The sequence below is a fragment of the Priestia sp. SRI_019 genome, from assembly GCF_057586255.1.
Genome location: NZ_JBYCZN010000004.1, coordinates 255,608 through 281,625, shown reverse-complemented (window position 1 = coordinate 281,625; position 26,018 = coordinate 255,608). Strand labels below are relative to the sequence as shown.

General features: G+C 39.1%; 27 protein-coding genes. 16 read left to right on the top strand and 11 right to left on the bottom strand.

What is annotated here, in order from left to right:
- Positions 1-33: 33 nt before the first annotated feature.
- Both zwf and AC2YJL_RS22325 read right to left on the bottom strand, forming a co-directional pair.
- Positions 34-1,536: a glucose-6-phosphate dehydrogenase gene (gene zwf / locus AC2YJL_RS22330; protein WP_013059860.1), complete on the bottom strand. Its 1,503-nt coding sequence runs from the start codon at positions 1,534-1,536 to the stop codon at positions 34-36.
- A gap of 305 nt (positions 1,537-1,841) precedes the next feature.
- Positions 1,842-2,288 (bottom strand): staygreen family protein, encoded by a 447-nt coding sequence (locus AC2YJL_RS22325; protein WP_251568931.1) that lies wholly within the window; start codon positions 2,286-2,288, stop codon positions 1,842-1,844.
- 177 nt (positions 2,289-2,465) lie between these two features.
- Here AC2YJL_RS22325 and AC2YJL_RS22320 point away from each other — a divergent pair, with 177 nt between their 5' ends.
- The 3 genes from AC2YJL_RS22320 (at position 2,466) to AC2YJL_RS22310 (ending at position 3,948) form a co-directional block, all read left to right on the top strand.
- Complete coding sequence (locus tag AC2YJL_RS22320) at positions 2,466-3,140, top strand: uracil-DNA glycosylase (protein ID WP_251568933.1); 675 nt, start codon at positions 2,466-2,468, stop codon at positions 3,138-3,140.
- A 103-nt stretch (positions 3,141-3,243) separates the two neighbouring features.
- Positions 3,244-3,561 (top strand): YwdI family protein, encoded by a 318-nt coding sequence (locus AC2YJL_RS22315; RefSeq protein ID WP_075421472.1) that lies wholly within the window; start codon positions 3,244-3,246, stop codon positions 3,559-3,561.
- A 15-nt stretch (positions 3,562-3,576) separates the two neighbouring features.
- Complete coding sequence (locus AC2YJL_RS22310) at positions 3,577-3,948, top strand: DUF423 domain-containing protein (RefSeq protein ID WP_013059856.1); 372 nt, start codon at positions 3,577-3,579, stop codon at positions 3,946-3,948.
- A gap of 24 nt (positions 3,949-3,972) precedes the next feature.
- Here the strand turns inward: AC2YJL_RS22310 and gerQ are convergent, their stop codons facing one another.
- The 3 genes from gerQ to hemQ form a co-directional block, all read right to left on the bottom strand.
- On the bottom strand, positions 3,973-4,452 hold the full coding sequence (gene gerQ / locus AC2YJL_RS22305) for a spore coat protein GerQ (protein ID WP_195695664.1): 480 nt from the start codon (positions 4,450-4,452) through the stop codon (positions 3,973-3,975).
- A 26-nt stretch (positions 4,453-4,478) separates the two neighbouring features.
- Positions 4,479-4,901, bottom strand: coding sequence for a cell wall hydrolase (locus AC2YJL_RS22300; protein WP_016765947.1), 423 nt, complete (start codon positions 4,899-4,901; stop codon positions 4,479-4,481).
- 177 nt (positions 4,902-5,078) lie between these two features.
- Positions 5,079-5,822 carry a hydrogen peroxide-dependent heme synthase gene (hemQ, locus tag AC2YJL_RS22295; RefSeq protein WP_195695665.1) on the bottom strand — a complete coding sequence of 248 codons (744 nt, stop codon included), beginning with the start codon at positions 5,820-5,822 and terminating at the stop codon, positions 5,079-5,081.
- A 276-nt stretch (positions 5,823-6,098) separates the two neighbouring features.
- On the opposite strand from hemQ, the gene pta reads away from it, so the two are divergent.
- On the top strand, positions 6,099-7,070 hold the full coding sequence (gene pta / locus AC2YJL_RS22290; RefSeq protein WP_013059853.1) for a phosphate acetyltransferase: 972 nt from the start codon (positions 6,099-6,101) through the stop codon (positions 7,068-7,070).
- 33 nt (positions 7,071-7,103) lie between these two features.
- Here the strand turns inward: pta and lipL are convergent, their stop codons facing one another.
- Both lipL and AC2YJL_RS22280 read right to left on the bottom strand, forming a co-directional pair.
- The gene (gene lipL, locus AC2YJL_RS22285; RefSeq protein ID WP_251568938.1) at positions 7,104-7,955 is read right to left on the bottom strand and encodes an octanoyl-[GcvH]:protein N-octanoyltransferase; all 852 of its coding nucleotides are present in this window, start codon (positions 7,953-7,955) and stop codon (positions 7,104-7,106) included.
- Positions 7,956-8,083: 128 nt separating this feature from the next.
- Complete coding sequence (locus tag AC2YJL_RS22280; protein WP_121946169.1) at positions 8,084-8,758, bottom strand: RsfA family transcriptional regulator; 675 nt, start codon at positions 8,756-8,758, stop codon at positions 8,084-8,086.
- 201 nt (positions 8,759-8,959) lie between these two features.
- Between AC2YJL_RS22280 and AC2YJL_RS22275 the strand changes: the two genes are divergently transcribed.
- The 3 genes from AC2YJL_RS22275 to AC2YJL_RS22265 all read left to right on the top strand — a co-directional run bounded on the left by AC2YJL_RS22275 (position 8,960) and on the right by AC2YJL_RS22265 (position 11,218).
- Positions 8,960-9,184, top strand: coding sequence for a YuzB family protein (locus AC2YJL_RS22275; protein WP_013059850.1), 225 nt, complete (start codon positions 8,960-8,962; stop codon positions 9,182-9,184).
- A gap of 193 nt (positions 9,185-9,377) precedes the next feature.
- Positions 9,378-10,685, top strand: coding sequence for an HD domain-containing protein (locus AC2YJL_RS22270; RefSeq protein WP_013059849.1), 1,308 nt, complete (start codon positions 9,378-9,380; stop codon positions 10,683-10,685).
- 23 nt (positions 10,686-10,708) lie between these two features.
- Positions 10,709-11,218 carry a YwgA family protein gene (locus tag AC2YJL_RS22265; RefSeq protein WP_230933818.1) on the top strand — a complete coding sequence of 170 codons (510 nt, stop codon included), beginning with the start codon at positions 10,709-10,711 and terminating at the stop codon, positions 11,216-11,218.
- 46 nt (positions 11,219-11,264) lie between these two features.
- On the opposite strand, the gene thmT is transcribed toward AC2YJL_RS22265, so the two are convergent.
- Positions 11,265-11,450, bottom strand: coding sequence for a 2-hydroxymuconate tautomerase (gene thmT, locus AC2YJL_RS22260; protein WP_013059847.1), 186 nt, complete (start codon positions 11,448-11,450; stop codon positions 11,265-11,267).
- A 274-nt stretch (positions 11,451-11,724) separates the two neighbouring features.
- On the opposite strand from thmT, the gene AC2YJL_RS22255 reads away from it, so the two are divergent.
- The gene (locus AC2YJL_RS22255) at positions 11,725-12,369 is read left to right on the top strand and encodes a site-2 protease family protein (RefSeq protein WP_016765944.1); all 645 of its coding nucleotides are present in this window, start codon (positions 11,725-11,727) and stop codon (positions 12,367-12,369) included.
- A gap of 19 nt (positions 12,370-12,388) precedes the next feature.
- Positions 12,389-12,901: a YwhD family protein gene (locus tag AC2YJL_RS22250; RefSeq protein WP_025752469.1), complete on the top strand. Its 513-nt coding sequence runs from the start codon at positions 12,389-12,391 to the stop codon at positions 12,899-12,901.
- Positions 12,902-12,955: 54 nt separating this feature from the next.
- Here the strand turns inward: AC2YJL_RS22250 and AC2YJL_RS22245 are convergent, their stop codons facing one another.
- Entirely contained in the window at positions 12,956-15,022 is a 2,067-nt protein-coding gene (locus tag AC2YJL_RS22245; RefSeq protein WP_050690837.1) for a transglycosylase domain-containing protein, read from the bottom strand.
- 266 nt (positions 15,023-15,288) lie between these two features.
- Between AC2YJL_RS22245 and speE the strand changes: the two genes are divergently transcribed.
- The 4 genes from speE (at position 15,289) to argS (ending at position 19,365) form a co-directional block, all read left to right on the top strand.
- Positions 15,289-16,116 (top strand): spermidine synthase, encoded by an 828-nt coding sequence (gene speE / locus AC2YJL_RS22240; RefSeq protein ID WP_013059843.1) that lies wholly within the window; start codon positions 15,289-15,291, stop codon positions 16,114-16,116.
- Positions 16,117-16,191: 75 nt separating this feature from the next.
- Positions 16,192-17,070: an agmatinase gene (gene speB / locus AC2YJL_RS22235; RefSeq protein WP_013059842.1), complete on the top strand. Its 879-nt coding sequence runs from the start codon at positions 16,192-16,194 to the stop codon at positions 17,068-17,070.
- Between the two features lie 187 nt (positions 17,071-17,257).
- Positions 17,258-17,698, top strand: a complete 441-nt coding sequence (locus tag AC2YJL_RS22230) for a YwiB family protein (protein WP_230933817.1) — start codon at positions 17,258-17,260, stop codon at positions 17,696-17,698.
- Complete coding sequence (gene argS, locus AC2YJL_RS22225) at positions 17,695-19,365, top strand: arginine--tRNA ligase (protein WP_014457737.1); 1,671 nt, start codon at positions 17,695-17,697, stop codon at positions 19,363-19,365. Before AC2YJL_RS22230 ends, argS begins: the two co-directional genes overlap by 4 nt.
- Positions 19,366-19,397: 32 nt before the next feature.
- Here argS and uvsE read toward each other — a convergent pair whose 3' ends face one another.
- A complete protein-coding gene (uvsE, locus tag AC2YJL_RS22220; RefSeq protein ID WP_251568939.1) occupies positions 19,398-20,351 on the bottom strand; it encodes a UV DNA damage repair endonuclease UvsE in 954 nt (317 codons plus the stop codon).
- 24 nt (positions 20,352-20,375) lie between these two features.
- The gene (cls, locus tag AC2YJL_RS22215) at positions 20,376-21,572 is read right to left on the bottom strand and encodes a cardiolipin synthase (protein WP_244658413.1); all 1,197 of its coding nucleotides are present in this window, start codon (positions 21,570-21,572) and stop codon (positions 20,376-20,378) included.
- 195 nt (positions 21,573-21,767) lie between these two features.
- On the opposite strand from cls, the gene AC2YJL_RS22210 reads away from it, so the two are divergent.
- The 3 genes from AC2YJL_RS22210 to AC2YJL_RS22200 all read left to right on the top strand — a co-directional run bounded on the left by AC2YJL_RS22210 (position 21,768) and on the right by AC2YJL_RS22200 (position 26,015).
- Positions 21,768-23,879 (top strand): (Fe-S)-binding protein, encoded by a 2,112-nt coding sequence (locus AC2YJL_RS22210; RefSeq protein ID WP_230933815.1) that lies wholly within the window; start codon positions 21,768-21,770, stop codon positions 23,877-23,879.
- 102 nt (positions 23,880-23,981) lie between these two features.
- Positions 23,982-25,145, top strand: a complete 1,164-nt coding sequence (locus tag AC2YJL_RS22205; protein ID WP_251568940.1) for an acetyl-CoA C-acetyltransferase — start codon at positions 23,982-23,984, stop codon at positions 25,143-25,145.
- Between the two features lie 15 nt (positions 25,146-25,160).
- Positions 25,161-26,015, top strand: a complete 855-nt coding sequence (locus tag AC2YJL_RS22200) for a 3-hydroxybutyryl-CoA dehydrogenase (protein ID WP_251568941.1) — start codon at positions 25,161-25,163, stop codon at positions 26,013-26,015.
- The last annotated feature ends 3 nt before the right edge of the window (positions 26,016-26,018 follow it).

The following is a 26,018-nucleotide window of genomic DNA, read 5'->3' as shown; positions in this document are numbered from 1 at the left end:
AAAGCAGCTGTATACTACAGCTGCTTTTTTTATTTACTCTTTAGGGGAGAAGTTGTCTTCTCCGACTGGCCACCAGTGAAAACCGTCTTCAGCAAGCAATGCGTCTGATTCTTTTGGTCCCATGGAACCTGATTCGTAGTTCGGGAAGTTTTGTGCTTTTGTGCTTTCCCATGCTTCTGAAATGGTATCAACAAACTTCCAAGAAAGGGCTACTTCATCCCAGTGAGTAAAGTTCGTTGCATCTCCAAGCATGCAATCGTAAATAAGGCGCTCATAAGCTTCCGGTGTATTCATTTTATCTCCACAGTTATTGCAATAGTTCAAGTTAATTGGTGTGGATGATGTGGCACCTGGCGTTTTACGCGCGTTTAAGTGAAGCGTAATGCCTTCTTCCGGTTGGATATGAATGACAAGCAAGTTTGGATGAATTTCTTTATCTTTATTGAAGTACAGGTTCATTGGTAAGTCTTTGAACTGTACAACAATTGTCGTTGCTTTTTCTTTCATGCGTTTACCTGTACGGATATAAATTGGTACGCCAGCCCATCTGAAGTTATCAATCATAAGCTTACCAGATACAAATGTAGCGGTATTAGACTCAGGATCAACGGAGTTTCCTTCGCGGTAGCCGATCACTTCTTCTCCTTCAAGTACACCTTTGCCATATTGGCCTCGTACAAAATAATCATCTACTTCATCTACTGATAAAGAGCGAAGAGCACGCAATACTTTTACTTTTTCACTGCGAATTTCTTCCGGTGTTAATTTAATTGGCGGTTCCATTGCGAGTAATGCCACCATTTGAAGCATGTGGTTTTGTACCATGTCTCGAAGGGCACCTGAAGACTCATAGTAACGGCCACGGTCTTCTACACCAAGCGTCTCGCTAGACGTAATTTGGATGTTTGAAATGTATTGATTGTTCCACATTGGTTCAAATAGAGCATTTGCAAATCGGATAACTTCGATATTTTGCACCATTTCTTTACCGAGATAGTGGTCGATACGATAAATTTGATCTTCCTTAAATGCATGGCGAATTTGTTCATTTAGTTCTTTAGCAGAAGGATAATCATGGCCAAACGGCTTTTCAATGACTAGGCGACTCCAACCGTCTGTTTGTGTTAAACCTTCATTTTTTAAATTTGAAGCAATTGTTCCGAAAAATTCAGGTGCCATTGCTAGATAGAAAATACGATTTCCAGGCACGTTGTATTGCTCATCAAGGCTTTCTGTTAGGCTTTTTAATTCTTGATAAGAAGCGACATCTGTTACGTCAAACGGTTGGTAATAAAAATGTGAAGCAAACTTTTCAATGTCAGCGTCACTGTTTTTGAAACTGCTCACTGATTTTTTTACATTTTCGCGTAATTCGTCATTAGTCCAAGGTCTTCTTGCGACACCAACAACAGCGAAATCTTCCGATAGTTTGTTCGCTTTATATAAGCGGAAAATAGAGGGGAATAACTTACGTTTTGCTAAATCACCTGTAGCGCCAAAAATTACGATAATGGATTTTGGTTGTACATTTGTCATTACTTCTAGGACCTCACTTTGTCGTAGTTACGTTCAATTTTTTTCCGCTTTAACAGACAACACTAAAATGAAATCTGGGGATTCATTGCCCGTTAAACTCGGCCTTTATAAACAAACGAATGATTGCTTGTTTACCTTTTCCTTTATGTATAGAACTACTAATAAATTGTAACGATTTTAAAGGGTTAACGCAAATAGATTAAAACAATTTGTAGTTATTATTCCATGTTTTTAACAAGTTTAAAAGTATTTTGTTTCGAATACGGAGAAAAAGCTACCGTTATTTTAACAGTAGCTTTTCTCATTTATTTATATTGATACAGGGAACCGATAGATTTTTTTGTTGAAAATGGCAAGTCAGGGCTATCGGCGATGATAAAAATAGGACAGTGCATTAAAAGTGGATGTTTTTCGAAAAAAGAAGCATCAGCGTGATAGATGGACGATAGAATAACAGGGAGCTGTTCTAAAAAGTGAAGGTAGCGTGTAATGGTTTCATCTGTTGATGTATGCGCACCGATGTAATAATACACAGTAAGGAAATAAAAGCCTTTATCAAAGACGAAGGATGCTAAATATTCGTTCCGCTCTTTTTGCATATGATCGTAGGCAAATTCAATGCCGATTTGAATGGAAGGAACAGAAGTGTGTTGACCTGGGAAAACGGTGTATTTTCTTGGTATCATCGGTTCAATGGGTGTAACACCCAGGCTGTAGGTTACATCTATTTGGTGGGGATTGCTAATGATCATATGGAATCCCTCCTTTAATATAAAAATACACTCTTTATAAGTGTATACAAAGTTTCATTGAACATGACAATATTAAAATATGCCCAGGCTCTTAGCATATTTAAAGCAGGCAACGTTTGAGCAGGGGGCAGAGTTTACGATAAAATAACAAAAAAGATTATTATGAGGTGATAAGCGATGAGTATTTTAAAAAATGACTGGGCTCCTTTATTAGAAGAAGAATTTCAAAAAGACTATTACATACAGCTTCGAGAATTTTTAGTGGATGAATATAATCACCACACCATTTACCCTGATAAATATGATATTTTTAATGCCTTACACTATACGGATTATAAAAATGTAAAAGTGGTCATATTGGGACAAGATCCTTATCATGGACCAAATCAAGCGCATGGACTGAGCTTCTCTGTTCAACCAGGAGTAAAAACACCGCCTTCTTTAGTGAATATTTACAAAGAGCTGAAAAATGAAATGGATTATCATATTCCGAATAACGGTTATTTAGTCAAATGGGCAGAACAAGGTGTTCTTTTGCTTAATACTGTTTTAACAGTTAGAAGAGGAGAAGCGAACTCTCACAAAGGAAAAGGGTGGGAACAGCTGACGGACCGCATTATTGAATTAGTGGCACAAAAAGAGGAGCCAGTCGTGTTTTTGCTGTGGGGCAAGCATGCACAAGCTAAAAAAGAGCTTATTCATCATTCGCACCATTTAATTTTGGAAAGCCCGCACCCTAGCCCATTTTCTGCTAATCGAGGCTTTTTTGGCAATAATCACTTTCAACGAGCAAATGAGTTTTTGCTCCAACAAGGACGTCGATCTGTTGATTGGCAAATTGACGATGTGTAAAAGTGAGCATTTCATGAAGATTAGCTTCAGACATAGCCTCCTATTTCATCTTTTGATAAAATAGCTGTATAAAGTCATATTGAATGTAAGATGAGGTGTCTACATGGATATAAAAATGACGCAGCTCCTTGATAAAATTAGTGCAGAAGTACAAAAAGCAAAGCACCATTCGAATAGTGCGAACGTTCGAGATCAATTGGTTGCCATAAAAGCACTGTGTGAGCTTGCATTAGATCAAAATGGAGAGGTTTCAGTATCGAAACCTGTCTCGGTTTCAAAACCTGTTGTAATGTCTTCACCGGAAATTATGCAATCGCCTGAGATTATGCAGCAACAGATTATTCAGTCATCCAAACCTAATTTTGAAGGAACGAAATTGAAATCAGATGATGCAAACGGCGATAGTCTGTTTGATTTCTAAAGTGAGGAGAAAAACATGAAACTATTTTTAATAATCGGTGCAATCAATGCAATGTTAGCGGTTGCTCTTGGTGCTTTTGGAGCGCATGGGTTAGAAGGGAAAATCTCAGAGAAGTATTTAGAGGTATGGAAAACGGGAGTGCAGTACCAAATGTTCCATGCAATGGGGCTGTTTGTCATTGCGTTTCTATTAAGCAAATTTCCTCAATCTTCTTTGTTAACAGCTTCGGGCTGGATTATGTTCGCGGGGATTGTGCTGTTTTCGGGCAGTCTCTATGTATTAAGTACGTCCGGTATTAAAGTTCTCGGCGCGATTACTCCGCTAGGTGGAGTTGCATTTATTGTGGCTTGGATTTTAATTGTTGTTGCAGCTGTAAAATGGCTATAAAAAAACCCCTGAAAAGGGGTTTTTTTAACGCGGAGAATAATTGCTCAACTGCTGGCCTCCACCGCTAAACGGATAGTTATATTTGATTGGACCCTCAAAAGTGATGTAATCGAGATAAACCATAAGTAGTAAATAACGAGTGCCAGTTTGTGGATCACTTAAAATGATATGATCGCGTCCGGCTGCTTCAATTTCCCCTCTAAAGACTTTAGCGTTCCACTGCGTGTTATTTTCAAACGTCATATATACAGTCGCTATTTTCCCTCGATTTAAGCGTAAAATATTTTCAATATATGATTCTTCAATGGGCAGTTGATTCGGGTCTTGCGGGGCACCGCTTCCTCCAGAAGAGGTAGGGGGCGGACCTCCTTGTGTTTGCCCTTGAACCTGCTGGCTGCCTGGCTGGGGCTGCTGCGGCTGAGGCATATAATAAGGATAGTTTGGACTCATATACGGATTTTGCATATATTGCTGTTGCGGTTGATTAGACTTTGGTTTTTTCATAGGAACCTCCTTCAAACAAAAAGAAATTAGTAAACTCCTGGACAATCAGCTTGAGTTGGTGCAAAGAAACAGTGAGATTTAAATCGTCCTGTGTTATTTTGGTTATACCATTGAGCAGGACAGTCGCCGCTGGGCTTGAAAAACCACAGTGAGTTTTCTGCGGGGTTAAAACGTTCCCCTCTTAATACACGTCGTGCAAGTGTAATTTCAGACTGGCGGGCACGCTGATAAAAGTAGCCTTTTTGAGTTGCTTCAAATCCGCCTGGGTTTTGAAACACCATCTGACGAATGGTTCTTATATTTCTAAAATCTAAACAGGGAGCTTTAGCGCGGTTCACGCCTACATTTCCTACCAGTAACATCCCTTGTTTTCCTTCACTTTCAGCTTCAGCTCGAATGAGTCTGGCTAGGAGCTTAACATCTTCTTCGTTGTGTGCAACGACTGCCATTATCCCACCTCGCTTACTTGTGACACTGTTGTATATATATGGTCCTGTAAGTGCGAATATGCCATGGCTAGAAAATAAAAAACCTGTTTTCACTTGGAAACAGGTTTTTTAGATAAAGCTCATTGATATTTATTGCTCTAGGCGTTACAAAAGCGATGAGCGCTTTTGCGGCTTAGTTTAAACGTGTAAAAAGCGTGCAATAGCTTCTTCTTTTAATAAATTTCCGACAAAGAAGCTGCCAAATTCCCCGTAGCGAGCACTTACTTCGTCAAAACGCATTTCGTATACTAATTTTTTAAATTGAAGTACGTCATCTGCAAAAAGAGTGACGCCCCACTCGTAATCATCAAAACCAACAGAACCCGTAATGATTTGCTTTACTTTTCCAGCGTATTGACGTCCAATCATTCCATGACTGCGCATTAAGCTGCGTCGCTCTTCCATAGGAAGCATGTACCAATTGTCATTTCCTTGACGACGTTTATCCATTGGATAAAAGCAAACATGACTAGCTTTTGGTAAAGTTGGATATAGTCTAGCTTGGATTTGAGGATTTTCATAAGGATCCTCCCCAGCAGGTAAGTAGTTGCTTAATTCAACTACTGATACGTATGAATAAGTAGGAATGGTAAACTCAGCAAGCTTTGTTTTATTAAATTCTGTTTCAATTTCATTTAGTTCTTCCATAGTAGGACGAACAAGCATTAGCATAAAGTCTGCTTTTTGGCCGATAATGGTATATAAAGCATGACTGCCTTTCTTCTCAGCTTCAGTTCCTTTCCATTTCTCAATCAACCCTAAAAATTCATGGATAGCCGCTTGGCGATCGTCGCTTGATAACTGCTTCCAAGCGCCCCAATCGATTGAACGGAAATCATGAAGTGCATACCAACCGTCTAATGTTTGTGCTGCTTCTGCCATTTCGTTTCACTCCTATTGTCCGATTATGATAAATTCCAATTCTACTATATCATAGTTTGTCCGAAGAACTGGAATGAAAAACCTGTGATTTTGTGACTAAACTTTAAACAATTGTCGCAAAGTAAAAACAGGTTTCATTTTAGGTGTTAGCGGAAAATTAAGAATTAAAAGACTTTTTCGCAATCATGGATTCTTGAAGGACATGCCTTTGATTTTTAAAAAAAGTGGAGTATCCTATTATGAGAAAAGTTTTTTACATATCGAGGAGGATTTACTTTGAGTGATTTATTTACAGGTTTAAAACAAAAAGTATCAGCTAGCGATGTATCAATCGTATTCCCAGAGGGATTAGATGAGCGCGTATTAGGCGCTGTTTCTCGTTTAGCTGCCGACAATATCTTAAAGCCTATCGTTGTTGGAAACAAAGACGCTGTAGCATCAAAAGCAGCAGAACTAAACGTAAAATTAGACGGTGTTGAGGTTTTAGATCCTCAAAGCTACTCTGAATTTGATGAAATGGTAGCAGCGTTTGTTGAGCGTCGTAAAGGTAAGGCAACAGAAGAAGATGCTCGCAAAATTTTATTAGATGAAAACTATTTTGGCACAATGCTTGTTCATATGAACAAAGCTGACGGTCTTGTAAGCGGAGCTGCTCATTCTACAGCAGACACAGTACGTCCGGCTCTACAAATTATCAAAACAAGACAAGGTGTTAAGAAAACATCTGGCGTATTTATTATGGTTCGCGGCGATCAAAAATACGTATTTGCTGACTGTGCAATCAACATCTCACCTGACAGCCAAGATTTAGCTGAAATTGCTATCGAAAGTGCTCGTACAGCTGAAATGTTCGATATCGATCCTCGTGTTGCTATGCTAAGCTTCTCAACAAAAGGATCAGCAAAATCTCCGGAAACAGAAAAGGTAGCAAACGCAGTAGAAATTGCAAAAGAATTAGCACCAAGCGTAACATTAGACGGCGAATTCCAATTCGACGCAGCATTTGTTCCTTCTGTAGCTGAAAAGAAAGCACCAGGTTCAGTGATTAAAGGAGATGCAAATGTATTTGTATTCCCAAGCCTTGAAGCAGGTAACATTGGTTACAAAATTGCACAGCGCCTAGGAAACTTCGAAGCAGTAGGTCCAATCTTACAAGGTCTAAACAAACCGGTAAATGATCTATCTCGCGGTTGTAACGAAGAAGATGTGTACAAGCTTGCTTTAATCACAGCAGCTCAAGCATTGTAATAAAAAAAACTCCGTCCTAGGGCGGAGTTTTTTTTATTTGGCTAATGAACCTAATGCTTTTTCGTTGCGGTCATACATGCGCTGCAGCTGCGTCTCAAACAGCTCTTGTTCGGTAGCATTTAAGGGCATATTCACAAGAGAAGAGCTCATACTATTCAGTGTTTGCAATAAAAGCAGCATGACATCAGATACGGTTAACTCAATCTGTAATAGTTCAGATAGAGAAGCCATTGTGTGAGGCTCGATATTTGGGTATGAAAATTTAGTTTCCGTGTTTTGGAGACCTTTTTTGTAAAACTCTTGAATGAGAGAAGCACGTTTAGAACCGCTTCCTTTAACGCATAAGTAAATTTGTACAGCCACTCCGCCGCGAACGCGTCGCTGTGAAATGCCTGCAAACTTTTGATTGCGAATGCTTAGATCAAAGCTGCCGGGACAATAAGATCCCACGATTTCCTTCGCTTCAATTGCTGTCCCGTAAGATGCAAACATGACCTTAATCAAATCAAACATGGCTTCATATCCACGATCAATATCAATTCCTTTTTCTGCATCAGGAAAAATTAAAGAAATGTTTAGAACATCCTGATCAAGTACGACAGCGAGGCCGCCTGAATTGCGGACGATTGTTTTATATCCTTGTTCGTGTAAATAAGCTGCACCTTCAGCTAAATGAGGGAGCTTTGTATCTTGGATCCCTAATACAATCGTATCGTGATGCACCCAAGAGCGCATGACAGCTGGAGATTCACCTCTTCCAACGGTTGTACAAAGCGTGTCATCGATGGCAAAAGAATGACGGGCATCAAAATGAGGACCTAGACTGGATTGATCAATAATACGCCAAGCGGGCTGTGCTAAAAGCTTTAAACTATTCTGCTGCATATCTCAAACCCCTTTATAAACAGTAAACGAACATATTATAGCATAAAGGCGTCGTGTCATTGGCTGTAAAATAGAAAAAGAAGAAAGAAGAGCCAAGTTTGACATCCCTCTTTCTTCGTTCATGTAGCTTATTCAGCCATTTTCTCAAGATTTCCGTTACGATCCATCTTAAACGTAGTAGAAGAACGTTCTTCTTCATCGAATAGAGCTAACTTTCGCGCACGGTTCATGATTTGCATTAATGTTTCATAGTCTTCTTGAATAGTAGTAGCATTTGCCTCGAGATGTTTGATTTGTTTCTCCAACTCTGTGTTTTTCTTAGCTAATTCTGTATTTTCTTGCATCAAGCGTTTGTTTTCGCTTTGCAATGCCTGTAAATTGCTCGCTTGATTTGGCATTGTTTGCAAAAAGCGAATAACGTCAGCCATTGAAAGCTCTTCACTGCTGCTTGTTTCTACTTGTGTTTCAGATAAGCTATATGTTGCTGTAGGTGCAGACATCATTTGTTCCACATGCTCTACAGATGCTGGTGGCGTATATAATAATTTCTTTTTGCCTTGCTCTTGTCCAAGTGCACGCATGCGCTGTTTTCGCTGTTTTTTTGCTAGCTGAAGTGCTTTTTCATACTGATGGCGTACGACAGCATTCCATCTGAATCCACATGCTGCTGAAGTGCGGTTTAATTCATCTCCAACTTCTTCAAACGCATTCAGCTGCGTACTTCCTTCGCGGACATGGCGCAATACTGTTTCAGCTAATAATAAGTCGTTTTCTTCTGTCCAAGCATCTTGTCTATCTTTCACTTTGTTCACTCCTCTATTTTCCATGACTCATAGTAATCATGTTTTGTAGTATCATCATGTACAAAAAATCCATACTTTATACCATTTCTTCTAGGAGTATGATAGATTTTGCTTCCTTCTTTAACTTGCATCGGACTTCAAATAGGGGTAAAATACCCCTTAGACAAAATGATGAACCAATTTTGAAAGGATTGTGTCAACATGGCAAATGAATTTAGAATTTGTGATGATTGTCAGGCAACAAACGTCAAAACGTTGTTACCTCGACTTAAAAAAATAGATGAACAAGCTGAAGTACAAATCGGCTGCCAGTCTTACTGTGGACCCGGACGTAAAAAGTCATTTGCATTTGTAAACAACCGTCCTGTAGCAGCGCCAACAGAGGATGAATTAATCGAGAAGATTGAGAAAAAAGTAAAAAAATAGATAGTGAAACAATAAATAGCTGCTTTTCTGCTACTTATTTGTCGAACGAGCTTCTTACAAACAGAATCGCCTTGTTTGTTAGGTAAATCACCTTGGTTGCTTGACAAGGTGATTTTTTATTCTGAATAGGAAAATAGGAAGTGAGTGTCGAAAAATTATAGCAACAACAAAGTGAAGATAGAGAGGTATGTAAATGACATATCCTAATGAAAAACTCAGTGAAGAAAAAGTATTTAAAGATCCTGTTCACCGCTATATCCATGTAAGAGATCGTGTTATTTGGGAGCTAATTGGGACAGCCGAATTTCAAAGGCTGCGTCGTATTAGACAGCTAGGAACGACATACTTAACGTTTCATGGGGCTGAGCACAGCCGTTTTAGTCATTCCTTGGGTGTTTATGAAATTGTGCGCCGTATTATTGATGACGGTTTTCAAGGACGCCCTGAATGGAATGAAGATGAGCGTCTTCTTTGTCTTTGTGCTGCTTTACTGCACGATTTAGGTCACGGTCCGTTTTCACATTCGTTTGAGAAGGTTTTCCACTTAGACCATGAAGAATTTACACAAGCCATTATCGTAGGTGACACAGAGGTAAATCAAGTGTTAACCAAAGTAGGAAAGGATTTTCCTAAAAAAGTAGCTGAAGTAATCGCGAAAACATATGAAAATAAGCTTGTCGTTAGTTTGATTTCCAGTCAAATTGATGCAGATCGCATGGATTATTTACAGCGTGATGCGTATTACACAGGAGTAAGCTACGGTCACTTTGATATGGAACGAATTCTGCGCGTTATGCGTCCTAGGGAAGACCAAGCCGTGATTAAACACAGCGGTATGCATGCAGTGGAAGATTATATTATGAGCCGCTATCAAATGTACTGGCAAGTGTATTTTCATCCTGTTACGAGAAGTGCTGAAGTGATTTTGACAAAAATTTTACATCGTGCAAAAGAGCTCCATCATCATTACTATGAGTTCAAGCAGGAGCCAACTCATTTTTATTCGATTTTTGAAGAAGAGATATCGCTAAAAGAGTATTTGAAATTAGATGAATCTGTGATTTTATTTTATTTTCAAGCGTGGGAAGAAGAAGAGGATGAAATTTTATCTGATCTATGCCGAAGATTTATGAATCGTCAGCTTTTTAAATACATTGAGTTTAATCCGAATTCACAAATGAAGATGTGGATGGAGCTTACAACATTATTTAAAAAAGCGGGTATTAACCCAGATTATTATTTAGTCGTCGATTCTTCAAGCGACTTACCATACGATTTTTATCGACCGGGTGAAGAGGAAGAACGCTTGCCGATTCATCTGTTGATGCCAAATAATGAAGTGCGTGAATTATCACGTCAGTCGGAGATTGTTGAAGCAATTTCAGGGAAAAAGAGAACCGATCATAAATTATATTTTCCACAAGATCTCATTGATCAATTGTCGTCTAAGCGAAAAGTTAAAGATCAGATTATAAACTTACTAAAAGGAGATCAGAGTTAAATAGTATAGGAGTTGAAGGGGCTGTGTTAAACGATCACGCAAAGATTGTGAAAGTATTTTCCGCGGCGGGAGAAGTTGTTGGCAGAAAAAAGTTACAAAAGATGATATTTATCGGAAAAAAGCTGAAGTTTCCTTTTTATGAAAAGTATAATTTTCACTTTTTTGGACCTTATTCTGAGGAATTAACGCTTCGAATTGAAGAGCTGTGTAACTTAGGCTTTTTAAGTGAAATTAAAGAGAAAAAAGGCGGGTATATGCAGTATCGCTACGTATTAACAGAAGCGGGGGAAGGATTTCTAAGCCACTATGATTTAGAACTTCCTCACTTGCAGGAATGTATGAAGGATATGAACGAACAAAGCTCGAAATTTTTGGAGCTTGTCTCTACGATTTTATATTTCGATAATTTACCGAAAGAAGAAGTAAAAGAAAAAGTGTTTACGCTAAAGCGTAAGCAAAATTATACAGAAGAAGACATTTCAGAAGCATACAAATATATTGAAAAACTTCAGGCAACGCTGTCTATCCATTAAAAAAATGCCATAGGTTCACTCCTATGGCATCTTTTTTATGTAGGCGTTATTGATCGCTCATGCGCTTGCCCGCTACAGCGTAATGGTTTTTAGACATTTCTTCAATGATAATAGATACTTTTTCAGGTGCTGCACCTGTTGTTTCCACAACAGCATCCGTTACTTTTTCAACAAGAGCTCTTTTTTGATCATCTGTACGGCCCTCAAGCATTTTAACAGTTACAACTGGCATAATGTGTACACTCCTTTTTGATCATTATATGATTAGTGTACCCGTTTTCTGAATAAAATGACAGTATGAGATAGTGATGGAGGACATAATCTGTAGTATACTTTTATAATAACATCGATATAAAAAACTAGGTGTGCCCAAAGGAACCTTATCGCTGGTTTTTGAGAACTTTTAGGGCATATTTGAAGAAACCTTGTATCCTTCTTACCGCAAAAAAAGATTCATTTAGTAGATGTGATAGATTGAAATTACTTTAAAATAAAGGAGATAAAGAGTGGAACATTTTTTAGCTTTTTCATTGCAAGACCTTCCTTACGTGGTAATGACGCTTATTGTTGCATTCACGCTGCATGAGTTTGCACATGCGTATGTAGCTTATTTATTTGGAGACCACACAGCTAAAAAGCAAGGAAGGCTAACGCTTTCTCCGCTGGCTCATTTAGATCCATTTGGAACGCTTTTGTTAATTATCGCAGGTTTTGGGTGGGCGAAGCCGGTTCCTGTTAATCGCTATTTCTTTAAAAAGCCTCGTTTAGCTGGTATTCTAGTATCGATAGCGGGACCGTTTAGCAACTTGGTGTTGGCATTTATCGGCTTGCTTATTTACTATTTGATGAATAACGCCGCAGTGGACAACGATGCGCTTTATCGTTTTGTTACATTATTTATTCAAATAAACCTAACACTAGGTGTATTTAACTTGTTGCCTTTTCCGCCTTTAGACGGCTACCGCGTGATTGAAGATCTCGTTCCGCCGTCCACGCGAGCTAAAATGACGCAGTATGAGTCTTGGGGCATTTTTGTATTTTTAATTCTTGTGATTACACCTCTGGATCGCATTGTGATCTGGCCGCTTTTAAACGGAGCAGCAACGTTTGTTATGAATATCTTTCAGCAGATATTAGCACCACTGATTTAATGAATAGAGGAGGCTTACTATGACTCAGCCAAAAAAGAAAAGTATAGGATTTAATATCATAAAAGACGATTCAACCGACGGCCACGGCGGTTACGGGGTTGGAGCGTTAAGTTTAGAAAACATTTCACCCGTTTTTGTTTGTCCGAGCGACGAAGAAGTATTTGTGGATATCGGTGCGATGCATGCAAGAAGTGTAGTGGAAAAAGGAATTAAGTTCTTACCGAATAAAGACGAGGTGCCAAACGGCAAGTTATATTGGCTTGTGTGGGTAACGATTGATCGCAAGCAAGAAGGACCTTACTACGCAGGTATGACAGCATGTGAAATGACCGTTGATCGTGAAATTCGCCGCGGCTATAAGTCACTTCCTGAACACGTAAATAAAATGGATAAATCCTTAAAACGACGCATTATGGTAGAAGAAATGGATAACAAGTCTAAGGATTTGCTTCGTGAGTTTTTGAAGTCTCATAATGAAGAAGTTTGGACGTTATCTAATGATGACTTAAAAGAAGCGCTTCAAACATCGTAATGCTAAAAAAAGCTTAAGGCCTTGGGGACTGACCCCTTGGCCTTAAGCTTTTTTTTAATCAAACCATTTGGGTAACCAGTGAAACTTTTTATCTTCTGTTTCACGCTCTTTTTTCTTTGTTTTTGCTGCATGATCGATGTGATCAGTACAATATGTTTTTGGCTGTGTTCCAGTTAAATAATAAGCTTTATATTGAACAGGGCATGATTTGGATGCTAACTTTCCATTTTGAGGATTAATGTTTACGCTCATTAATCCGTTTGGTGCTTTAAACTTTTCTTTTTTCTTCCCTTTTAAAGCATCTTCCATAAATAATGCCCACATTTTTTTGGCGTATCCTTTTTCAGCTACATCATCCATTGTCCTTCCTTGATCATATCCAACCCAAACGCCTGAAACGAGCTGAGGAGAGTAGCCAATCATCCAGCTGTCTGTGGAGGTTGTGCCGGATTTTCCTGCATAAGGACGAGATACATATTTAGAAATAGGCTTTCCTGTGACGGTTGTATAGCCATTTAGCTTTTGATTAAACATGCCTGTCATTAAATGAGTAGTAAGAAAAGCATAGCGCTTATCAATGACTTGTTTCCGTTCCGAAGGAGCTTGATAAACAACTTCTCCGTCATGGGTTTCAATTCGTTTAATAAATGTTGGACGAATTTCTTTTCCGCCATTAGCAAAGATGCCGTACGCATTAACCATATCAATGACTTTGACAGGTGAAGTTCCAAGAGCTAAAGATGGAACTTTCTTTAAAGGTGATGATATTCCAAGTGTTTTAGCGGTTTCAATCAAGCGGTTTTCCCCAATAAACAAATGCGTTTTTACGGCATAAATATTGTCTGAAAGTGCGATGGCTTGAGCCATTGTAATAGGAGCATCTGCATAATAATTGTGATAGTTACTAGGCGTGTATGTCGAAACGCCATCTTCCAATTTGAACGTCGTTTCTTCACTTTTCATTGGAGTAGATTCAGTAAAACCGTCTTTTAACGCCGCATAGTATAAAAATGGCTTCATCGTTGAGCCAGGCTGTCTTATTGCTTGAGTCGCGCGATTAAACGGGCTCTTTTCATAATCTCTTCCACCAATAAGAGCTTTCACTTGTCCATTTTTAGGATTCATCGCAACAAATGCACTTTGTACGTCTGAAGAGCTGCTGATAACATCCTTCATTTTTTCTTCTGCCGTTCGCTGCATCTTTTCATCCAGCGTTGTATAAACGCGAAGTCCATTTGTATAAATCATGGTTTCATCAATGCCTAAATCTTGCTTTAATTCTGCTAGCGCTGCATCCATAAAGTAAGAAGCATCTTCTTTATTAGGATCTTTTTCAGCAGGCTTTGCGAATGCTAGAGGTGTTACAAGCGCTTTTGTTGCTTGCTTAGCTGTAATAATTCCATCCTCTTTCATGAGAGATAAAATGATATTTTGTCGTTTTTTTGCATTTTCTTGATGAATAAGAGGAGAGTAGTAGCTAGGGCCTTTTGGAATACCTGCTAACATACTCGCTTCACTTAACGTCAAATTTTTGGCATGCTTATCAAAATACAGCCTAGCTGCCGCTTCAATTCCATAAGCTCCATGGCCGTAGTAAATCGTATTCATGTAGCCTTCTAGAATTTCATCTTTGCTATAATTCATTTCTAACCGAATTGTGTACAGAGCTTCTTGAAGCTTTCGAGTCCACGTTTTGTCGTGCTCTAGAAACAAGTTTCGTGCATACTGCTGAGTAATGGTACTCGCACCCTGTACTTTTCCCATAGCTTTTATATCAGCTACAATTGCTCCGGCGATTCGATGCATATCAAAGCCGTGATGCTCATAGAAGCGCTTATCTTCAACCGCTAAAGTCGCATCTTTTACGTAAGGTGAAATTTGATTAAGTGAAACCCAGTAGCGCTTTTGTCCATTGTGAACTTCATCAAGAACTTTACCGTTTGCTGAGTAGAAAACAGCTGTTTGAGAAACGTTTAGCGGAGGGGGGCCAGAGATTTTGGCGTAGAGAAAGATGCTTATGTAGGCAAACAACAATAAAGCCCCCGCTAATATACCAAGGACGAGAAGAATTCGGAAGATGCGTCTTGCCTTTTTTAAATGTTCGGTTAATACCGTTTCCATTTCTATTCACCACCAATATGTGTCACTATGCACCATACATGTTGTTTTCAATACAACAAAATTCTATTAAAAGAGCGGTGCAAGTAGATTCTAAAGCTTGTATCTATCATCAGTATGAAATAGAAAAGGAGGTTTTAAACCTCCATTGCTAAAAATTTTACTTGCTTTTTTGCTGAATTCATCTATACTTTTTTCATGTTTGTATAAATTATGTTAGGGTAATCTATGCATAGGTTAATTCTCAAAATAGAAGGGAAGAGTTTGAAATGGAATTATGGTTCACAGAAAAGCAAACAAAGAACTTTGGTATTACAGCTAAAATTAATCGCACTTTACATACAGAGCAAACGGAGTTTCAAAAATTAGACATGGTTGAAACAGAAGAGTTTGGTAACATGCTCCTACTTGACGGTATGGTTATGACAACGGAAAAAGATGAGTTCGTTTATCATGAAATGGTTGCGCATGTACCGTTATTTACGCATCCAAATCCAGAAAACGTACTAGTTGTAGGTGGAGGAGATGGAGGCGTAATCCGTGAAATCTTAAAACACCCAAGCGTAAAAAAAGCGACGTTAGTTGATATCGATGGAAAAGTTATTGAGTACTCAAAAAAATTCTTACCTTCAATTGCGGGCAAACTAGAAGATCCTCGTGTTGATGTACAAGTAGATGACGGATTTATGCACATCGCTAAAAGCGAGAACGAATACGATGTCATTTTAGTGGATTCAACAGAGCCAGTAGGTCCAGCTGTGAATTTATTTACAAAAGGATTCTATGCAGGTATCTCAAAAGCACTTAAAGAAGATGGTATCTTTGTTGCTCAATCGGACAACCCTTGGTTTACGCCAGAACTTATCTCAAATGTTCAGCGTGACGTAAGAGAAATCTTCCCGATTACACGTCTATACGTAGCAAATATTCCAACGTATCCAAGCGGTTTATGGACATTTACAATGGGTTCAAAGAAACATGATCCATTAGAAGTAAGTGAAGATCGTTTCTTCGATATTGATACAAAGTATTACACAAAAGAATTGCATAAAGCCGCATTTGCTTTACCAAAATTTGTGCAAGATCTTATTAAATAAGTTATCACATACAAGTGAGGTGCCAGAGGTTTAAGGCTGGCATCTTTTCTATGAACAATGAAGGAGGAACAAAATATGCGTTTTGATGAAGCTTATTCAGGTAATGTATTTATCGGCAGTCACCCTGTTTTTGAAGAAAGTGAAGCGGTTCTTTATGGAATGCCAATGGACTGGACAGTTAGCTATCGTCCAGGTTCACGATTTGGCCCAACTCGTATTCGTGAAGTATCAATTGGATTAGAAGAATACAGCCCGTATTTAGATCGAGAGCTAGAGGAAGTAAAATATTTTGATGCAGGAGATATTCCACTTCCATTTGGGAATCCTCAGCGCAGCTTAAATATGATTGAAGAGTATATCGACCAGCTTTTAGCAGCAGACAAGTTCCCATTAGGTATGGGCGGAGAGCATTTGGTTTCTTGGCCTGTTATGAAAGCTATGTATAAAAAATACCCGGATTTGGCCATTATCCATATGGATGCTCATACAGACCTTCGTGAAGAGTATGAAGGAGAACCACTTTCTCATTCCACTCCAATTCGTAAAGTTGCAGAACTAATCGGACCAGAGAATGTTTATTCATTTGGTATTCGTTCAGGAATGAAAGAAGAATTTCAATGGGCAAAAGAAAACGGCATGCACATTTCAAAATTTGAAGTTCTAGAGCCGTTAAAAGAGATTCTACCAACACTTGCAGGTCGTCCTGTTTATGTAACAATTGATATCGATGTATTAGATCCAGCGCACGCTCCTGGTACAGGAACAGTAGATGCAGGCGGTATCACATCAAAAGAGCTTTTAGCTTCTATTCACGCAATTGCTAAATCAGATCTTCGCATTGTCGGAGGAGATTTAGTAGAAGTAGCTCCAATTTATGATCCCTCTGAACAAACCGCTAATACAGCAAGCAAGCTTATTCGCGAAATGATCTTAGGCTGGGTACAAAAGAAATAAATAAAGTAAAAGGCGGCCGCTGTGGCTGCCTTTTTTATTTGGAATATGTGAATGCGTCACGTACTGTCAAAAGGTGAATTCTCGGCGTATCTATCATATTTCCTTTGAAGTATTATTGAATTCTTTCTTTAGAATGTTTATACTATTTAAGTTATAACGTATTCATTTTAATAAGGAAGTGTCTTTTGTGAGTAACGCTTCAGAAGTCAAGAAACCCATTGAAGTTAAAATTGTGACGGATATCCGCGATGGTCACCGAAAAGAGACAACATCGGTAAATGCAAAAGGTATGTATTATGAAAAAGGATCGAAAATTTATCTTACATACACAGAGCGCCAAGAGGAAATCGGAGATATTAGAACAGTGGTGAAAATTAGCGAAGATGAAGTATCAATTAATCGAACCGGTGCTGTTCAAATGAAGCAATCGTTTCGTAAAAAGGTACAGATCGAAGGAACTTATATAAGCCCTTATGGACGTATGGATTTACTAACATTCGCTCATAACATTGAATATAAACAAATGACTCAAAAGGGTCGATTATTTTTAACGTATGATCTAGAAGTACAGGGTCAGCCTACCGGGAAATATGCGTTAACCATTACATTCAAGGAGGAGAAAAAATGAACATCGTCGAACAAGTGCAGCAAAAATTAAAAGCTGAAATTCAAGATGCTGTGGTCAAAGCAGGACTTGCTGAAAAAGCAGAACTTCCAGAAGTTCTATTAGAAACCCCAAAAGATAAAACACATGGTGATTATTCTACCAATATGGCTATGCAGCTAGCTCGTATTGCCAAAAAAGCCCCGCGTGTTATCGCTGAAGAGCTTGTAGCAAACTTCGATAAATCAAAAGCATCTATCGAGAAAATTGACATTGCAGGCCCTGGATTCATCAACTTTTATATGAATAACTCTTATTTAACAGAGCTTATTCCAACGATTGTAAAAGCTGGTGAAGCGTATGGTCAAACAAACGTAGGGAACGGACAAAAAGTACAGGTTGAGTTTGTTTCAGCTAATCCGACAGGGGATTTACATTTAGGACATGCCCGCGGTGCTGCAGTTGGAGATTCATTATGTAATGTTCTTGAAAAAGCAGGTTACGATGTGTCACGTGAATACTATATCAATGATGCTGGTAACCAAATTAATAACCTGGCTTACTCAGTAGAAGCACGCTACATGCAGGCTCTTGGTTTAGAGAAAGAAATGCCTGCAGACGGCTATCATGGTGCTGACATTATAAACATCGGAAAAGAGCTAGCAAAAGAGCACGGAGACAAGTATGTAAATGCCTCTGAAGAAGAGCGTTTTGAATTCTTCCGTCAATACGGGTTAGATTACGAGTTAGCTAAATTAAAGCGTGATCTTGAACAGTTCCGTGTGAAATTTGACGTATGGTATTCTGAAACGTCTCTTTATAAAAATGATAAAATCTCAGTCGCACTTGAAACGCTGAAAAAACAAGGCCATGTATATGAAGAAGAAGGTGCTACGTGGTTCCGTTCTACGACATTTGGTGATGATAAAGACCGTGTGTTAATTAAAAATGATGGTTCATTTACGTACTTAACACCAGATATTGCGTATCACCAAGACAAAATTCAACGCGGATTTGATAAGCTAATTAACATTTGGGGAGCCGACCACCATGGCTATATTCCTCGTATGAAAGCGGCGATTCAAGCGCTTGGTTATGAAAAAGATACGCTTGAAGTAGAAATCATTCAAATGGTTCAACTGTATCAAAATGGTGAAAAAATGAAGATGAGCAAACGTACAGGTAAAGCAGTAACAATGCGTGATCTAGTAGAAGAGGTAGGCCTTGATGCAACTCGCTACTTCTTTGCGATGAGAAGTGCGGATACACATTTAGACTTTGATTTAGATTTAGCTGTTTCTCAATCTAATGAAAATCCTGTATACTACGCGCAATATGCTCATGCCCGTATTTGCAGTATTCTTCGTCAAGGTGAAGAGATGGGGATTCAATCAACATCTGGCGCTGACCTTTCATTAATTAGTGCAGAAAAAGAAATGGAACTGCTGAAGAAAATCGGAGAGTTCCCTCAGGCCGTAGCGGAAGCAGCAACAAAACGTATTCCGCACCGCATTACAAACTATGTATTTGATCTTGCTTCTACGTTCCATAGCTTCTATAATGCAGAAAAAGTATTAGACAGCGATAATGTAGAAACAAGTAAAGCGCGTATTGAACTAGTGAAAGCTGTTCAAGTAACGCTTCAAAACTCCTTAAAACTAATTGGTGTTTCAGCACCTGAAAAAATGTAACAAAAAAAAAGAGCCTCTTGGCTCTTTTTTATTTAAAAAACAAGCGTGGCACCTCCTGTACGCTTTACTCCTCTCATTGATGCTAAATCTTCCACTAATTTTAGCAGCGCTTTATCTTTTAACTTTGCTTCTATCATTACGTCAAAATCTTGTCCAATATCTTTAGCCATTTGCAAAAAAGGTGCGATAAAATCAGTTGAGACATAATCAGAGTGACTTCTAAATTCTTTTTCAGATTTAGGAGAAGAGATATGTACTTTTGGTTTTAACCCGATATGTTTCCATGTGTCAAAGATACGAGGGAGCAATAATGCAAGAGGTTCTTCTCCTTCATTTGCTTTGTGGTGGTGATAATCAAAGAGAAGAGGGACTTTCTCTTTTTCGCATACAGCTAATGTTTCTTCAGTTGTGTATGTTTTATCATCATTTTCAAGAGTCATGCGCTTTTTAATGACAGGTGGCAGCGTTTGAATATTTTCATGAAATCGACCGATCGCTTTTTCTTTATTGCCATAGGCTCCACCTACGTGAATATTAATAAGAGCTTGATCGGCCACTCCCATCGCTTCAAGCATTCTATAGTGATAATTCATATCTTTTACCGCATTTTCTGTAATATGTTTTTTGTCGCTTGTAAATAATGTGAACTGATTGGGATGAAAACTCACGCGCAGCTGATGATTCCGAATCAATTCTCCTATCTCTGACCAATCGTCTTGGAACGCATCAATGTAATTCCAATCTACTTCAGGATGAGTAGCTAAAGGGACAAGAGAAGATGATAATCGATACAGCATAATTTCATGGGCAATATTAAAATGTAAAGCGCGCTTAGTATGATTTAAATTTTGTTTTGTGACGTAATGAAGCTTATCCAGCCTCTCATTTTTTTTCATTTTTTCCCATCTGGTAAACGTGAGGGTTTTCGCAGGTGAGCAGTCCCAAAGCGACAGGGCATGTGATACATAGCCAAATCTAATTTTCATTGTAAATTTTCCTCTTTTCGTTCATTAAAGCAACGGAGAAATAAAGGTTGCAAATCCTTGCTTTAGTTTTTCACTCCATTTTCGGTTTTTGACATCTTCTAAAGACAAAATGGGGCATTCCCCCATACAAGCTTTAAAGCTGTTCTTTACCTCTTCAATGTATGTGGCATCGTAGATTAAACAGTTGATTTCAGCGTTTAAGAACAAGCTTCTTTTATCAAAATTAGCCGTTCCTACATCGCAGATAACATTGTCTGCAATTAATACTTTTGCGTGGTAAAAACCGTAATAATATTGATAAATCATACAGCCTGCTTGAAGTAATGTAGGAAGATAGGCAAATGCAGCATGATGAACAAGCGGTTGATCTGCACGCATTGGAATTAAAATATGAACTTTTACTCCCCTTGCGCGAGCTTGCAGTAAAGCATTCATCAAAGGTTCACTTGGAATAAAATAAGGAGTACCTATGTACAGTTCCCTATTGGCTTGGTTGATAATCGATAAAAAGCTTTCTTCAAGTGAAAAACCTTCAGTCGACTTTAGCTGAATAACATAGTCTCCTTCAGAGGCTGGTGGAAAGTACCTTTCCACTTTACGCAGGTCTAAGCCGGTAGCAGCATACCAGTCGCTCAACAGCTGTATTTGAAGATCTTGGATACCTTCACCTTCCATACGCAGGTGGTAATCTTTCCACACCCCAAGCTTGGCGTCGAGTCCTAAATATTCTCTTCCGATATTAAAACCGCCAATGTAGCCAACTTTCCCATCAATAACGGCCATTTTACGGTGATTGCGTGCGTTGAGTGTATAAAACAAATAAGGCCACCGTAGCGTTCGACTGTAAGCAAAATGAACGCCTTGTTTCTTTAAGAATGCAATTTTGTTTTTCTTGATTTTATAGCTTCCCACACGGTCTACCAATAACCGGACTTCAATATTTTGCTGTGCTTTTTGGACTAGTAAATCTAAAAAATCTTGGCTAATTTCATCATTTTGTACGATGTAAAACGATAAATGGATAAATGAAGAGGCATTTTCTATTTCATGAAATAAATCTTTATACAAGACATTCCCGTCTGCGAACAAAAAAAGAGAAGCACGGCGCTTTGGAAATGTATTTTCAGCCTGAGAAAATACTTTCTTTCCAACGCCAAGGTCAATTGCAAGCCAAGCAATAAAAATAATAAAAAGTAAAATTACAACCATGCCGCTCATCATGTCACCTCTTTTCTCGATGTCAATACATTTTATGTTGTTCTTAGTGTCACCTTGTTTAAATAGAATATGAACAAAAGAACGAAAAGATATTGACTGAATGCTCATTCATTATATACAATGAAAGCAGATATATTATCAGAAAATTTAGTCGTCAGGAGGAAAGAAAGGTAACAAATTATTCAAGGAGGGGACGAGATGACAGTATTGCTGTGGGTGAATTTTCTCTTTTTTATTATTGTAACCGCTTACGCTGTTTCTTTGTTTGTATATTTGATTCGCACACGCATTGAGTATATTCAATTAGGGAAAAAAGTAGAATTTGATCAGCGGTTAAAAGAAAGACTGCAAAAAATTTGGGTGAACGTGTTTGGACAAAAGAAGCTGTTAAAAGATAAAAAAAGTGGAATTATGCACGTCATGTTTTTTTATGGGTTTATTTTAGTTCAGTTCGGCGCGTTAGACTTCATTATAAAAGGTTTGCTTCCAGGTAAACATTTGCCGCTTGGACCTTTATATCCCGGCTTTACATTTTTTCAAGAAATTGTGACGCTTTTGATTTTAGTAGCAGTGGTCTGGGCTTTTCACCGCCGCTACGTCGAAAAGCTTGTGCGTTTAAAAAGAGGGTTTAAATCTGGTTTAGTACTGATTTTTATTGGAGCACTTATGCTGTCAGTGCTTGTTGGAAACGGTATGTCAATCATCTGGCATAATCATGAACCGTCATGGACAGAACCGATTGCGTCATCGATTGCCATCTTGTTTAAGGGAATCAATGACGTTGCCGCTATCTCCATTTTTTATGTTTCATGGTGGATTCACTTAGCCGTGTTATTGACGTTTTTAGTATATGTTCCTCAATCAAAACATGCTCATTTACTGGCTGGACCGGCCAATGTATTTTTTAACCGTGTTTCTAAGCCAGGTAAGCTTGAAAAGATTGATTTTGAAGACGAGACGCAGGAGACGTTTGGGGTTGGAAAGATTGAAGAATTCACGCAGCACCAGCTTATTGATTTATATGCCTGTGTGGAATGCGGTCGATGTACGAATATGTGTCCAGCAACGGGTACAGGGAAAATTTTATCTCCAATGGATTTAATTTTAAAGATGCGCGATCACTTAACAGAAAAAGGAGCGGTTGTGACATCTAAGGCTCCTTGGGTTCCTACGTATGCATTCTCCAAAACAAAAGGAAATCAGCTGGCGATGATGGCGGCCAGCCAAGGCGGAGAAGAAGCCGCAGCAACAGCGGAATATAATCCCGCTTTAATTGGAGATGTCATTACGGAAGAAGAAATTTGGGCATGTACAACGTGCCGAAACTGTGAAGATCAATGTCCCGTAATGAACGAGCACGTAGATAAAATCATAGATTTACGACGTTTTTTAGTATTAACTGAAGGAAAGATGGACGCGGATGCTCAGCGTGCCATGACGAATATTGAGCGTCAAGGAAACCCTTGGGGATTAAACCGAAAAGAGCGTGAAGAATGGCGACATATAAGAGAAGATGTTTACATTCCGACTGTTAAAGAAGTAAGTAAAGCCGGCGAAACGTTTGAGTATTTGTTCTGGGTAGGTTCGATGGGATCTTATGATAACCGCAGCCAAAAAATCGCTCTATCGTTTGCAAAGCTTCTCAATGAAGCGGGTGTTTCATTTGCGATTTTAGGAAATAAAGAAAAAAATTCTGGTGACACGCCGCGCAGGTTGGGCAATGAATTTTTATTCCAAGAGTTAGCTTCTAAAAATATCGCTGAATTTGAAAAAAATGAAATCAAAAAAATTGTTACGATTGATCCACATGCTTACAATATTTTTAAAAATGAATATCGAGATTTCGGTTTTGAAGGAGAAGTGTATCATCACACAGAATTACTAGCTATGTTGGTGGAAGAAGGTAAGCTGTCACCAAAACACGCGGTTAATGAAAAAATCACCTTCCATGATTCCTGTTATTTAGGAAGATATAACGAAGTATACAGTCCACCAAGAGAAATTTTGAAAGCGATTCCAGGTGTTCGTTTGATTGAAATGGATCGCAACCGTGAAAATGGTATGTGCTGTGGAGCAGGAGGAGGGTTAATGTGGACGGAAGAAACAACCGGCCAGCGCATTAATGTAGCGCGCACCGAACAGGCCTTAGCCGTTAACCCAAGCATTATCAGTTCAGGTTGCCCGTACTGCTTAACGATGCTAAGTGACGGAACAAAAGCAAAAGAAGTAGAAGAACAGGTTCATACGTATGACGTAGCAGAACTGCTTGAAAAGTCAATTTATGGCGACGTGCAAGAACAGGTTTCATAAAGGAGAAGTAGAGATGGTCTTCATCTCTACTTTTTACAGAAAGGAAATTGAGCAAGCGTTCAATCGGCGAGGACAAAGAGGAAGAAAAAGGAGGAAACAACAGTGGGGAAAACAGTTATTGTGAGTGCAGTTCGAACACCTTTTGGAAAATTAGGTGGCAGCGTAAGTGGACTAAAAGCAGCAGAACTAGGCGGGAAAGCGATTCAAGCAGCATCAAAGGGATGTACAGAAATTGATTCCGTTATTATGGGATGCGTGCTGCAAGGGGGCCAAGGACAGCTGCCTTCTAGGCAAGCCATGCATTATGCAGGTTTACCGTGGCAAGTAGAGACGGAAACCATTAATAAAGTCTGTGCATCGGGTATGCGCAGCATTACAACTGCTGATCAGCTGATTCGATTAGGAGAAGCAAAAACAATCATTGCAGGTGGAATGGAATCGATGAGTAACACACCGTATCTTCTTCCAAAAGCAAGGTGGGGGTTCCGTATGGGAGATAGCGTTGTGACGGATTTGATGGTTCATGACGGTTTGACATGCAGCTTTACAGGGGTCCAAATGGGTACGTATGGAAATGAAATAGCTTCTGAAATGGATATTTCCCGAGAAAAGCAGGATGAATGGGCCCTTCGCAGTCATCAATTAGCGGTAGAGTCAGAAGAGAAAGGGAGATGGACCGCAGAAAGAATTTCAGTTGATATTCCGTCTAAAAAAGGAACGATAACGGTTCAAAAAGATGAAGGACCAAGAAAAGACACGTCGTTAGAAAAACTTTCTTCTCTTCGGCCTGTATTTGGTCACAGCGGAACCATTACAGCAGGAAATGCACCTAGCGTGAATGATGGAGCAGCTGCGATCATGCTAATGGATGAAGATGTGGCAAAAGCAAATGGCTATGAGCCGTTGGCTACGATTGTAAACCATACTTCTCTTGCGATGCAGCCAAGGGAATTTCCGAAAACGCCTGGGTTTGCTATTAACAAGCTATTGCAAAAAACAAATAAGACAGCAGACGATATTGCGCTGTTTGAAATCAATGAAGCTTTTTCAGCAGTAGCGTTGATGAGTATGGAAATTGCAGGGCTTCCGGCTGAAAAAGTAAATGTGAACGGCGGGGCTGTAGCACTTGGACATCCGATTGGAGCAAGCGGCGCCCGTATTGTTGTAACGCTCATTCATGAATTAAGACGACGAGGCGGCGGACTAGGCATTGCTTCTATTTGCAGCGGCGGCGGCCAAGGTGATGCCATTATGGTAGAAGTGTAAAAGGGGGATACCAACTTGAATATTGAAACAGTTATGGTTATTGGAGCAGGTCAGATGGGAGCAGGAATTGCGCAAGTATTTGCTGCGAGCGGATACCAAGTTTCTTTGTATGACGTTGATCAAAAAAATATACAAAAAGGAATAGAAGGTATTGATAAACGTCTGAAAAAGCAGGTGGGAAAAGGTTCTCTCTCAGCTAAGGAACATGAAGGGATTATGGAGCGCATTCAGCTGGCAAATGAAATAACGGCAGCACAAAAAGCAGATTTAATCGTCGAAGCGGTTGTGGAAAAAATGGAAGTCAAACAAGCCATTTTTGCGGAGTTGGATTCGTTAGCCCCGAGTCATACTATTTTAGCAACCAACACGTCTTCGCTTCCTATTACTGAAATTGCAGCTGTGACCACTCGACCTGAAAAAGTAATTGGCATGCACTTTATGAATCCTGTTCCGGTGATGAAGCTCGTTGAAATTATTAGAGGGCTGGCTACTACCGATGAAGTGTATCAAGCAGTCTATGAAACAACGAAAAAGTTAAATAAAACCCCGGTGGAAGTTCATGATTTTCCCGGTTTTGTTTCAAATCGAATTTTAATGCCAATGATTAACGAAGCTGTGTTTACGCTCTATGAAGGTGTAGCAAACGAAGAGGATATTGATCAAGTCATGAAACTAGGAATGAACCATCCAATGGGACCTTTGACATTAGCAGATTTCATCGGCCTCGATACATGTTTGTTTATTATGGAAACGCTTCATAAAGGGTTTGGTGATGACAAATATCGTCCTTGTCCATTGCTTAGGAAATATGTAAAGGCAGGGTGGCTTGGTCGAAAAACAGGAAAAGGGTTTTTTACGTACGAAACATAAAGG